Here is an 11110-nt window from a genome sequence, read left to right as displayed (position 1 = left end):
CCATCGGGTTCGGCAAAGCCACGCCGCCCATCACGGCTTTGACGATGGCGCCGCCGGCCAGCACCATCACGGCCTCGGCCAGAAGAATGCCGGCCTCCAGCAGCCGCACGAACAGGCCGGAGGTCCAGGAGGTGCGGCGGGCGGCCAAGGCAGGTGCGGTGATTTGCAGCATGATCCGTCTTGTTTTCGCTAAAAAGTTTCGTTTCTATGCCTAGTTCATTATGTCTTAATTAATGGTTAACTGCCATTCACATGTACGCGCGGCGGCGTGTTGTGATTTTTCCTAACGGTTTCTTAGGCACATGCGCATTTTGAAATTCGCGGTCAAGGTGTTCGTTCGTCGAAACGATTTTATTTTTTCTTTGTGATACTTGCGACGAATATATTCGACTCGTTTCTCAGAACAGTATGTAATTTTTATGAGATAAAAAATTTCCATTTAAATACATGGAACTGCTCAAGGAAGTTGGTGCTTTTGGGAATCTTTGCGAAGGCAAAGATTTAGCGCGATCGGCGAGCTTGGATTGATATTCTCGCCATAAGATTGTTTCGTCTTAAGATTGTTTCGCCTTAAGATCGCAACGCGGATGCAGCCTGCGCCACGCAGATTTCGAAAATATCGAGCGCGTCGAAGGGGCGGGAGAGGCCGTCGGGCGGCAGCGTGATCGGCAGGCCGCTGTCATGTTCCACCGCGCCGGGAATCATCAGATTATCCGCCAGGCCGAAACTTTCTTCCGCCAGTCCCGGCAGCGGGTCGGGCACGGCCTGGCGTTGCGCGGCACTGCGGGCGGGGAAAAGGAGGGCGGAATTGGAATAGCCGAACAGTTTCCGCCCGCGGCCGAGAAACCAGCCCAGTTCGACCAGCGTGCCGGCATCGGCGGAGGCGCCGCGGAAGGGCGTGAGATTGGCGATGATGGCATCGCAGGCTTCCATCATCGCCAGATCGGCGAGGAAGATTCCCCGCCAAGCGTCGTCGTTGGGCAGCGGCGCGGCTTCGGCCGGCGCGTGGCCGACCAGCCCGTAGCGGGCGCAGATGGCGATTTTCGCGCGCGCATGGTCCAACGCGTCCCGCAGGAACACATCCGGCCCCGCCAGGTAGATCTGGATTGGCGCCACTATGTCAGGCGACGATCATCGGCTGATGCGCGGCAATCGCCGACATCAGCCCGGCAAATGCCTCCTCCAGCGTCTTGCCGCTGGTGTTGTAGGAGAAATCCGCCTTGGCATAGAAGGCCGCCCGGCTTTCCAGGATCAGCCGCAGATCGTCGATGGCCTCGCGCCGGCCCGATTTATGCAGCGCCTGCGCGTCGCCCTGAGCGATCACGCGGTCCATATGGTCCTCCGGCTCGGCCTGCAGCCAGATCGTCAAGCAATGGCGCAGCAATATGTCGAGCGTGCCGGGCTCGGAAACGATGCCGCCGGCGGTGGCGATGACGCAGCTTTTGTGGTTTTGCAGCGTCTCTTCGAGGGCTTGGCGCTCATAGCGCCGATAGGCGTTGGAGCCGTACAGCGCCTGGATTTCCATCGGCCCGCAGCCAGCGAGGCGGGTGATTTCCGCGCGCAGCTCGATAAAAGGGCGGTTCAGCCGCGCCGCGACCATCTGGCCGAGGGTGGATTTTCCGGCGCCCCGCAGGCCGATGAAGGCGATCCGCTCGTTGCGCTGCCCGGCATTGGACCCTTCCAGGAAAATGTCCGCGAGCGCGCGATGCGCCGTGTGCAGATCCGTCTGGCTGCGGCCCTGCAGCAGCTTGCGGATCATCAGCCATTCCGGAGAGCTGGTCGTCTCGTCGCCCAGCAATTCCGCCAGCGAACAGCCGAGCGCCTGGGCCACCTGCTGCAACACCAGAACCGAGACATTGCCGATGCCCGATTCCAGATTGGCGAGGTGGCGCTCCGAGACGTCCGCCGCTTCCGCCAGCACGCGGCGCGGGATGCCGCGCCGGGCCCGCAGAAGCTTAACGCGCTGGCCGAGCCCGACCAGCAGCGGGTCTTTGTCCGCCGCGCCGGCCGGTTTGTTCGTTCCGTCTATAATCATAGTTGGCTTTTAACATCCGCTGTTGCGGTGCAAAAGGGTTTTGGCCACGAAAAACGCAATATAATTCATATGCCTGAAATCCAGTGCCGGTTCGGCGGGGCAGGCAAGGCCATGCTGCAAGGCTGAGTGGCCTTGTCGGCGCGCGGAGCGGATGCCATGTCTCGCGCATGACAAACCCGAATGATCCGGTCGGCTGGCATGGCACGACCATTTTGTGCGTTCGCCGCGACGGCGCGGTGGCGCTGGCCGGTGACGGCCAGGTGAGCCTTGGCAACACGGTGGTGAAGGGCAATGCCCGCAAGGTGCGGCGCATCGGCAATGGCAATGTGCTGGCCGGGTTCGCCGGCGCCACTGCCGATGCGTTCACGCTGCTCGAGCGGCTGGAAGCCAAGCTTGAGCGGTTCCCCAACCAGTTGGAGCGCGCCTGCGTGGAGCTGGCCAAGGATTGGCGCATGGACCGTTACCTGCGCCGGCTTGAAGCCATGCTGATCGTCGCCGACAAGGAGCATGGCTACACGCTCACCGGCAATGGCGACGTGCTGGAACCCGCCGACGGCATCATCGCCATCGGCTCGGGCGGCAATTATGCGCTGGCCGCGGCCCGCGCGCTGATGACGGTGCCCGATCTGGGGGCCGAGGACATCGCCCGCCGCGCCATGAAGATCGCCGCAGATATCTGCATCTATACCAACGAAAATCTGGTGGTTGAAACGCTGTAATGGATATTCCCGTCTACTCCCCCCGCGAGATCGTGTCCGAACTCGATCGCTTCATCATTGGCCAGGACGACGCCAAGCGCGCCGTCGCCATCGCGTTGCGCAACCGCTGGCGGCGGCTGCAGCTGCCCGAGGAGATGCGTGAAGAGGTGGTGCCCAAGAACATTCTGATGATCGGCCCGACCGGCTGCGGCAAGACCGAAATCGCCCGCCGCCTTGCCAAGCTCGCGCAGGCGCCATTCCTCAAGGTCGAAGCCACGAAATTCACCGAGGTCGGTTATGTCGGCCGCGATGTGGAAAGCATCGTGCGCGACCTTGTGGAAGCGTCCATCACCATGCTGCGCGAGCAGAACCGCAAGGGCGTGGAGGCCAAGGCCGAGCTCGCCGCCGAGGAGCGTTTGATTTCGGCGCTGGTGGGCGAAGGGGCTTCCGCCGACACGCGCGTGAAATTCCGCCGCATGCTGCGCGCCGGCGAGCTCGAGGACAAGGAGATCGAGGTCGCCGTGGGCGAGACCCAGGGCACGCCGATCGGCATGATGGACATGCCGGGCATGCCGCCGGGCGGCGCGATCAATCTCGGGGATATGATGAAGGGTATGTTCGGCCGCCCGCCGCAGAAGCGCAAAATGCTGGTGCCCGACGCCCGCCGCGCGTTGCAGCGCGAGGAGGCCGACCGCCTGCTCGATACCGAAGCGCTCACCAAGGACGCGCTGCGGCATGCGGAGAATAACGGCATCGTCTTCCTCGACGAGATCGACAAGATCTGCGCCAAGACCGAAGGCGGCTTTCGCGGCGCCGACGTGTCGCGCGAGGGCGTGCAGCGCGACCTGCTGCCGCTCATCGAAGGGACCACCGTTTCGACGAAATATGGCCCGATCAAGACCGACTTCATCCTGTTCATCGCCTCCGGCGCCTTCCATGTCGCCAAGCCGGCCGATCTGCTGCCCGAACTGCAAGGGCGCCTGCCGATCCGCGTCGAGCTGAATTCGCTCTCCCGGGAGGATTTCAGGCGCATTCTGACCGAGCCGGAACACTCGCTGCTCAAGCAATACGTGGCGCTGCTCGCGACCGAAGGGGTGACGCTCAGCTTCGCCGATGACGCGGTGGATGCGCTGGCCTCGCTCGCCTTCGATATCAATGACCGGGTGGAGAATATCGGCGCCAGGCGGCTGGCAACGGTTATTGAGAGGCTGCTGGAGGAGATCAGTTTCTCCGCCACCGACCGCTCCGGCGACACGGTGGTGGTGGACGCCGCCTATGTGAATGAGCGGGTTGCGCCGCTGGCCGCCAAGGGTGATCTCAGCAGGTTCATCCTGTGAGCGGAGCGCGCAGCAAGCCTGGCCGCAACCCGCAGCAGGCCCGGCAGATTCAGCGCATCGAACGGATCGGCACCGGCGTCAGGCCGCACCGCATCGCCGCTTTGCTGGTCGTGCTGGCTGGGCTGGTGGCGCTCGGCATCGCCTATTTCGCGCAAGACGTGCTGCTGCTGGTGCCGTGCGAGCTGTGCCTGTGGGAGCGCTGGCCCTACCGGATCGTGATCGCGCTCGGCATCGTGGCCGCCTTGCTGCCGCGCAAGCCGGGGCGGGTGGTGCTGGGCCTTGCGGCGCTTACCTTCCTGGCCAATGTGGGCATCGCCTTCTTCCATGTCGGCGTCGAATTCCACTGGTGGCTCTCGCCGCTGCCTGAATGCAACGGCATTCTCACGCCTGGCGCGCCCTTGCCGGCGACGCCAGGCCGTCCGTGCGACGCGCCGGTTTATCTGATCCCGCATCTGCCGGTGTCCATGTCGGCCATGGATTTCCTGAATTCGCTGGTTCTGTTTCTGCTCCTGACGGCTTATCTGATGAGAAAACCGAAAAGGTTCTGATGGACGAGAAGGTCAAACGCTTCATCCGGGTCGACCATGCCGGCGAATACGGCGCCGAGCGGATCTATTCCGGCCAGCTCGCCGTGCTGGGGCGCGGCCCGCATGCGGAAACGCTGCGGCATATGCGCGATCAGGAAGTGCAGCATCTGGAGACCTTCTCCCGCCTGATCGCCACGCGCCGGGTGCGGCCGACCGTGATGTTGCCGCTCTGGCATGTGGCCGGTTTTGCCCTGGGCGCCGCCACCGCCGCGATGGGAGCGAAGGCGGCGATGGCCTGCACCGTGGCGGTGGAGGAGGTGATCGACGCCCATTACGCCGCGCAGCAGGCGGCGCTGGATACGGACGAGGCGCTGCTGAACGAGACCATCGAACGCTTCCGGCTCGAGGAGCTGGAACACAGGGATATCGGCATCGAGCACGGCGCGCGGCAGGCGCCGGCTTACCGACTGCTGACCGCCATCATCAAGACCGGCTGTAAGGCGGCGATCCGGATCAGCGAGCGGATCTGAAGGGAAGAAAGAAAGCGCTACTTTTTGTGAACAAAAAGTAGCAAAAAAACTTTGTTTACTTTGGGCCCGTGCGGTTTCAGCGCCTCAGGCCCGGCATAATAAAAGTTTTTGCGCCGCTTTTTTCAAAAAGCGGCCGCTTTCTTAGCCTGCGGGGCAGTAAACTGCCTGCCGGCGATTCATCGTGGCAAATCAATGCATTAAGTTGCCATTGAGGTTCAGCGGCTCATAACAGCAATTCGGAATTACCCTGGCCGGGGCTGCATCGCGCCATATTATTTCGCGGCATCGCGACATAATAGGTAAAATGCCATGTCTGCGACTTTAGCTTCACCTCTTCCCCATGACGGGCTGTTCGGCGGCGCGCGCTACCGCGCGATGTTTGCGGTGGCCTTGTCCGTGCTGCTCTCGGTGCTCGACTACGCCGTCGTGAACGTGGCGTTGCCGACCATTGCCCATGATGTGCACACCAGTGAGTCGTCCGCCATCTGGGTGGTCAATGCGTACCAGCTTGCGAGCCTGATCTCGCTGCTGCCGCTGGCGGCGATGGGCGACAGGGTCGGCCATGCGCGCATGTGCCGCATCGGCCTGGTGTTGTTCGTGATTGCCTCGGTGCTGTGCGCTGTCTCCCGCACCTTGCCGGAGCTCGCGGCGGCGCGCGCGCTTCAAGGCTTTGGCGGCGCGTGCATCATGAGCGTGAATGCCGCCCTGGTGCGCTTCATTTACCCCAGCAGCGAACTCGGCCGCGGCATTGCGCTGAACGGGCTGGTCGTGGCGCTGGCCGTGGCATTGGGGCCAACGGTGGCGGCCGGCGTGCTTTCGATGGCCGGCTGGCAATGGCTGTTTCTCATCAACCTGCCGCTCGGCGGGCTGGCGCTGTATTTCGCGCTGACGGCGCTACCGACCACGCCGATCATTCCTGGCGAGTTCGACTTCATCAGCACCGCGTTGCTCGCCGCCGGGCTCGGCGCGCTGGTCATCGGCCTGGACAGTTTCGCGCATAATAGCGGCGTGGTGCTGGCGCTGGTTCTGCTGATCGTCGGCGGCGGCAGCATGATCGCGCTGGTGCGCATTCAGCTCGGCCGCACCGATCCGCTGCTGCCGGTCGATTTGCTGGCCCGATCCGGTTTCCGGACCGCGTTCCTGGTCGGGTTTTTCGGCTTTGTCGCGTCCAATTTCTTCATCATTTCGATGCCGTTCAACCTGATGAATGTGTTGCATCGCGGCCCGGTGATGACCGGCCTGCTCATGACGCCCTGGGCGCTCTCCATCGTGCTGGTGGCGCCCATGGTCGGCCGTTTGACCGACCGCTACCCGGCATCCCTGCTTTCCACCGTCGGCCTTGGCATCACGGGGCTGGGCTTTCTGTTCCTGCGCCTGGCGCCGGCTCAGCCCACCAATTTCGACATCATCTGGCCGATCGCCGTGGCCGGGATGGGGTTCGGCCTGTTCCAGCCGCCGAACAACAAGGCGATGATCACGACCGCGCCGAAATTGCGCACCGGCAGCGCCAGCGGCATGATTTCGGTGGCGCGGCTATTCGGCCAGACGGTCGGCGGCATGCTGGTGGCGCTGATCCTTGGGCTGGTGGCCCATGGCGCGGTGTATACCTGCCTGAGCATGGGGGCGTTCACCGCTTTCGTCGCGGCCGCCTTGAGCGGTACGCGGATAAGGTTCCGCCAGGAATAAGGAAGGAAAGAAAGCGCTACTTTTTGTGAACAAAAAGTAGCAAAAAAACTTTGTTAAACTGGGCCCGTGCCGCTTGAGCGCCCCAGCGTGACCAAAGTTTTTGCGCCGCTTTTTTCAAAAAGCGGCTGCTTCCTTATTTCCTTTTAAACCGTGGACAGCACCGCCGGCGCGAGGGCGGCGGATTTCGCTTCGGGGTGCAGCGGGTTGCGGAAGCGCAGATCGCCTTCCGGTGCCCCGGCCTTGGTCATTTCGTAGCGCGAGGCGAACGTCACCGCCACCACCGACCTGGCTTCGGGGAAGGTGAGAAACTGCCGCGCCTCGCCCTCCAGCAGGAGTTTGTCGCGCAAGCTTTGCCATTCGAGCTGGTCGGTATCGGCGACGCAGATTGCCAGAATGCCGGGGCGGGTGCCGGTGAGGCGGGCGGGGGCGATGGCGGCGAGGCGGCGGCGCACCATGGCGGCGACGTCGTTCTCTTCGCCGCCGCGGGCGGCCATGATGAACAGGCTGGTGCCGGCTTCGGTGGCGGCGAAATGGGCCTCGGGGCCGAATTCGCGGCGCAATTTAGCGAGGATGCCGACCATTTTGTCGCTCGCCTGGGCGCCGGCCAGCAGCAGCGGATCGAGGCGCAGCAGCGCGGCCTCGTCGTAATCGGCGCGCTTGGCGGTGGTGAGAAAATCGCGGATCCGCTCATGCAGCGCCGGCAGATCCTCGGCGTGGCTCTTGAGCCCTTTCGGCAGGGTCAGTTTCAACAGATAGCGGCCGGGATGGGCGGCGAGCCAGGTTTGCAGGTCCGGGTCGATGCGGTCCATCAGCCGCGTCCAGCTGCCGCGGTGCACGGCGTGGCCGTCTTCGACGGAGACGCTGTCGCAGGCGATCTCGGCCTGCATGCCGTCGCGGCTGATCAGCAGGTCGAACGGTGTCGCTTCCTCGAACCCGGTATAGGCAATGGCGAAGCCGCGTGCCTCCTGCAGATGCGCGGTGTGGAGCAGGTGCAGGACGGGAAGCAAAGTCGCCTCGCCGACCAGAGCCGCCTCGACCATCTCACGCAGCCGGGCCTGGCCCGCGGCGGAAAGCGTACGATGCAGGACAGGGATGCGCGCGGCGAGCTCAACCAGGGAGCATTCGGCGGCAGTTAGCGCGAGCCCGCGGCGGGATTTTTCCAGCGCCGATTCGGCGAGGAAGCGCTGCGCGGCCAGCCTGCCGCTACGTGTCCCGACCTGCACACGGGCGCGAATCCAGGCGACGCGGTCATTCCAGCATGCCGTGCCGATCCACGAGATAAAGTTACGCGTAAATTTCCTGTCCATATGGATATGTTAACCTAGGATAATGGGGCGCGCATTTATTCTCTCTTAATTACCGCTCGGTCACGAAGCAGGTGATCCGCAAGAACGCAGGCCAGCATTGCTTCTCCCACAGGGACGGCGCGGATGCCGACGCAGGGATCGTGCCTTCCCTTGGTGAAAATCTCGACATCCTCGCCGGCGGCGCTGACGCTACGCACGGGGATGAGGATCGAGCTGGTCGGCTTCACCGCGAAACGGGCGACGATCGGCTGGCCCGTGGAGATCCCGCCGAGAATGCCGCCGGCATGGTTGGCGAGGAAGGTTATTTTCCCCTCCTGCATGCGCATTTCGTCGGCGTTCTGTTCGCCGCGCAACGTGGCGGCGGCGAAGCCGTCGCCGATTTCCACACCCTTCACGGCGTTGATGCTCATCAGCGCGCCGGCGATCTCGGCGTCCAGCTTGCCATAGATCGGCGCGCCGAGGCCGGGGGGAGCGCCTTCGGCCACCACTTCGACCACGCCGCCAAGCGAGGAGCCGGATTTGCGGATCTCGTCGAGAATCACCGCCCATTCGGCCGCGGCCTGCGGGTCGGGGCAGAAGAAGGGGTTGCGGTCGATCTCCGCCCAATCCCAACGGGCGCGTTCGATGCCGTGCGCGCCCAGCGCCACCATGGCGCCGCGGATTTTGACGCCATCGCCCAAAATTTTGCGTGCGATCGCCCCGGCGGCGACGCGCATGGCTGTCTCGCGGGCCGAGGAGCGGCCGCCGCCGCGCGGGTCGCGATGGCCGTATTTCATGTCATAGGCCACATCCGCGTGGCCCGGCCGGTATTGCGCGGCGATGTTGGCGTAATCTTTCGAGCGCTGGTCGGTGTTCTCGATCAGCAACGAAATCGGCGTGCCGGTGGTTTTGCCCTCATACACGCCGGACAGGATTTTTACCTGGTCGGATTCCTGGCGCTGGGTGGTGAATTTCGACTGGCCCGGCCGGCGCTTGTCGAGAAAAGGCTGGATGTCGGCTTCCGACAAAGCGATGCCCGGCGGTGTGCCGTCCACGACACAGCCGATGGCGGGGCCATGGCTCTCGCCCCAGGTGGTGACACGGAAGAGATGACCGAAAGTATTATGCGACATGGACGAGGCGTAACGCCAAGCCATGAGTAAAGAAAGGGCCGCTTTTTGAAAAAAGCGGCGCAAAAACTTTTACTATGCCGGGCCGGCAGCGTTGTCCCCGACAAAGCCCATGGCCGGTATTAATAAAGTTTTTTTGCTATTTTTTGTTTACAAAAAGTAGCGCTTCCTTTGTTTTTCCTTAGTCCCCGGAGACGGCGATATCGGGGGCGTTCGGGTTCTTCATGCCGACCGTGTGATAGCCGCAATCCACGTGGTGGACTTCGCCGGTCACGCCGCGCGACAGGTCGGAGAGCATATAGAGCCCGGCGCCGCCGACTTCTTCGAGCTCCACGTTCCGCTCGAGCGGGGCGTTGAGGCGGTTCCATTTCAGGATGTAGGAGAAATCGCCGATGCCCGAGGCGGCGAGGGTCTTGATGGGGCCGGCCGAGATCGCGTTGACGCGGATCCGGTCGGGGCCGAGATCCGCCGCCATATAGCGGACGGAGGCTTCCAGTGCCGCCTTGGCCACACCCATCACGTTGTAATGCGGCATCACGCGCTCGGCGCCGAGATAGGAAAGGGTGAGCAGCGAGCCGCCGTTGGGCATCATCGCCGCGGCGCGCCGGCCGACCGACGTGAAGGAATAGCAGGAAATATCAAGCGCCTGGAGGAACACCGAGCGCGGCGTGTCGACATAGCGCCCGCGCAGGAAATTCTTGTCAGCGAAGCCGATCGCATGGACCAGGAAGTCGATCTGGCCCCATTTCTTGGCCAGCTGGTCGAAGGCGTGATCCATCGCCTCGTCGTCGGTAACGTCGCAGGGGAGCAGGAAATCCGCGCCGATCGAGTTGGCGAGCGGGCGCACCCGCTTTTCCAGCGCCTCGCCCTGGTAGGTGAAGGCGAGCTCGCCGCCCTGGGCCGCCACGGCCTGGGCGATGGCCCAGGCGATCGAGCGGTTATTGGCGACGCCCATGATCAGCCCGCGCTTGCCCTGCATGAGCGTGCCTTTCGGCGGCGCGATTTCGGGGGCGGAATCAGGCATGAACGATATCTCCGTAGGGGCTTCGGACAGGGGCCGGTTGGTGGCATAGAGTACTGAAAGCATCAAGTGCGGCAATATGATGGAGGCCTGTAAATTGGCGGACGACCCGTTCGAGATTTTTGCGGAATGGCTGGCGGCGGCGGTGGCGGCGGAGCCGTCTGACCCGAATGCGATGACCCTGGCGACCGCCGACGCCTCCGGCCGGCCGGCAGCGCGCACGGTGCTGTTAAAGGCCTGGGACCGGGATGGCTTCGTGTTCTACGGCAATCTCGGCTCGCGCAAGGGGCGGAATCTCGCCGACAACGGCCAGGCGGCGCTGCTGTTCTATTGGAAGTCGCTGTACCGGCAGATCCGCATCGAAGGGGCGGTTTCCCCGGTTTCGGATGCCCAGGCGGATGCGTATTTCGCCTCTCGGCCACGGGGCTCGCAGCTAGGGGCCTGGGCTTCGGACCAATCCCGCGAGTTGGCCTCCCGCGACTTGTTCGAGGCGCGGGTGGCCGAGGCGGAGCGGCGGTTCCCGGGGGCGGAAATTCCGCGCCCGGAATTCTGGTCCGGCTGGCGCGTGACGCCGGATTATTTCGAATTCTGGCAGGGGCAGGAATTCCGCCTGCACGACCGGCTGACCTTTACCAGAACGGCGACAGGATGGGCGGCGGGCAGGCTTTATCCGTAGGAAGGAAGGACTACTTTTTGTGAACAAAAAGTAGCAAAAAAACTTGGGGCTGTCCCAGATGTTAGGTTGAATTCTTTCTGACCCAGCGCTTGAGCTGCTTCAAGAGCTGGGCGGGAGAGCCATCGTTGAACCTCCACTCGCATTCCTTGAGGAAGAGGTGGAAATTGGCTTTTGGGATGCCGTT

Annotated in this window: 11 protein-coding genes and 1 pseudogene; 6 read left to right on the top strand and 6 right to left on the bottom strand. The window is 63.4% G+C overall.

What is annotated here, in order from left to right; translation table 11 throughout:
* Positions 1 to 570 precede the first annotated feature (570 nt).
* Both VNC39_RS14535 and VNC39_RS14530 read right to left on the bottom strand, forming a co-directional pair.
* On the bottom strand, positions 571 to 1116 hold the full coding sequence (locus VNC39_RS14535; protein WP_325400368.1) for a nucleoside 2-deoxyribosyltransferase: 546 nt from the start codon (positions 1114 to 1116) through the stop codon (positions 571 to 573).
* A gap of 4 nt (positions 1117 to 1120) precedes the next feature.
* Positions 1121 to 2035 (bottom strand): helix-turn-helix transcriptional regulator, encoded by a 915-nt coding sequence (locus VNC39_RS14530; RefSeq protein WP_325400367.1) that lies wholly within the window; start codon positions 2033 to 2035, stop codon positions 1121 to 1123.
* A gap of 167 nt (positions 2036 to 2202) precedes the next feature.
* Between VNC39_RS14530 and hslV the strand changes: the two genes are divergently transcribed.
* The 5 genes from hslV to VNC39_RS14505 all read left to right on the top strand — a co-directional run bounded on the left by hslV (position 2203) and on the right by VNC39_RS14505 (position 6813).
* Positions 2203 to 2754 carry an ATP-dependent protease subunit HslV gene (gene hslV, locus VNC39_RS14525; protein ID WP_325400366.1) on the top strand — a complete coding sequence of 184 codons (552 nt, stop codon included), beginning with the start codon at positions 2203 to 2205 and terminating at the stop codon, positions 2752 to 2754.
* Positions 2754 to 4070, top strand: coding sequence for an ATP-dependent protease ATPase subunit HslU (hslU, locus tag VNC39_RS14520; protein WP_325400365.1), 1317 nt, complete (start codon positions 2754 to 2756; stop codon positions 4068 to 4070). Before hslV ends, hslU begins: the two co-directional genes overlap by 1 nt.
* A complete protein-coding gene (locus VNC39_RS14515; RefSeq protein ID WP_325400364.1) occupies positions 4067 to 4618 on the top strand; it encodes a disulfide bond formation protein B in 552 nt (183 codons plus the stop codon). Before hslU ends, VNC39_RS14515 begins: the two co-directional genes overlap by 4 nt.
* Entirely contained in the window at positions 4618 to 5127 is a 510-nt protein-coding gene (locus tag VNC39_RS14510; protein WP_325400363.1) for a demethoxyubiquinone hydroxylase family protein, read from the top strand. The genes VNC39_RS14515 and VNC39_RS14510 overlap by 1 nt, the downstream gene beginning before the upstream one ends.
* Before the next feature lie 309 nt (positions 5128 to 5436).
* A complete protein-coding gene (locus VNC39_RS14505) occupies positions 5437 to 6813 on the top strand; it encodes an MFS transporter (protein ID WP_325400362.1) in 1377 nt (458 codons plus the stop codon).
* A 143-nt stretch (positions 6814 to 6956) separates the two neighbouring features.
* Here the strand turns inward: VNC39_RS14505 and VNC39_RS14500 are convergent, their stop codons facing one another.
* The 3 genes from VNC39_RS14500 to fabI all read right to left on the bottom strand — a co-directional run bounded on the left by VNC39_RS14500 (position 6957) and on the right by fabI (position 10253).
* A complete protein-coding gene (locus VNC39_RS14500; protein ID WP_325400361.1) occupies positions 6957 to 8120 on the bottom strand; it encodes a hypothetical protein in 1164 nt (387 codons plus the stop codon).
* Between the two features lie 35 nt (positions 8121 to 8155).
* Positions 8156 to 9232: a chorismate synthase gene (aroC, locus tag VNC39_RS14495; protein WP_325400360.1), complete on the bottom strand. Its 1077-nt coding sequence runs from the start codon at positions 9230 to 9232 to the stop codon at positions 8156 to 8158.
* Between the two features lie 178 nt (positions 9233 to 9410).
* Entirely contained in the window at positions 9411 to 10253 is an 843-nt protein-coding gene (gene fabI / locus VNC39_RS14490; protein WP_325400359.1) for an enoyl-ACP reductase FabI, read from the bottom strand.
* A gap of 76 nt (positions 10254 to 10329) precedes the next feature.
* On the opposite strand from fabI, the gene pdxH reads away from it, so the two are divergent.
* Positions 10330 to 10926, top strand: a complete 597-nt coding sequence (pdxH, locus tag VNC39_RS14485; protein ID WP_325400358.1) for a pyridoxamine 5'-phosphate oxidase — start codon at positions 10330 to 10332, stop codon at positions 10924 to 10926.
* 61 nt (positions 10927 to 10987) lie between these two features.
* Here pdxH and VNC39_RS14480 read toward each other — a convergent pair.
* A pseudogene (locus tag VNC39_RS14480) lies at positions 10988 to 11110 on the bottom strand (IS1595 family transposase); the annotation flags it as partial.

It is taken from the genome of Acidocella sp. (genome assembly GCF_035535915.1).
Classification (GTDB): domain Bacteria; phylum Pseudomonadota; class Alphaproteobacteria; order Acetobacterales; family Acetobacteraceae; genus Acidocella.
The sequence above is the reverse complement of the archived record's forward strand: the minus strand, read 5'-3'. Positions and strand labels throughout refer to the sequence as shown.

Bases quoted from the DNA above. Each gene is read 5' to 3' on its own strand.
- VNC39_RS14530 (WP_325400367.1), bottom strand. From the start codon at position 2,035: ATGATTATAGACGGAACGAACAAACCGGCCGGCGCGGCGGACAAAGAC.
- hslV (WP_325400366.1), top strand. From the start codon at position 2,203: ATGACAAACCCGAATGATCCGGTCGGCTGGCATGGCACGACCATTTTG.
- hslU (WP_325400365.1), top strand. From the start codon at position 2,754: ATGGATATTCCCGTCTACTCCCCCCGCGAGATCGTGTCCGAACTCGAT.
- VNC39_RS14510 (WP_325400363.1), top strand. From the start codon at position 4,618: ATGGACGAGAAGGTCAAACGCTTCATCCGGGTCGACCATGCCGGCGAA.
- VNC39_RS14505 (WP_325400362.1), top strand. From the start codon at position 5,437: ATGTCTGCGACTTTAGCTTCACCTCTTCCCCATGACGGGCTGTTCGGC.
- VNC39_RS14500 (WP_325400361.1), bottom strand. From the start codon at position 8,120: ATGGACAGGAAATTTACGCGTAACTTTATCTCGTGGATCGGCACGGCA.
- aroC (WP_325400360.1), bottom strand. From the start codon at position 9,232: ATGTCGCATAATACTTTCGGTCATCTCTTCCGTGTCACCACCTGGGGC.
- fabI (WP_325400359.1), bottom strand. From the start codon at position 10,253: ATGCCTGATTCCGCCCCCGAAATCGCGCCGCCGAAAGGCACGCTCATG.
- pdxH (WP_325400358.1), top strand. From the start codon at position 10,330: ATGATGGAGGCCTGTAAATTGGCGGACGACCCGTTCGAGATTTTTGCG.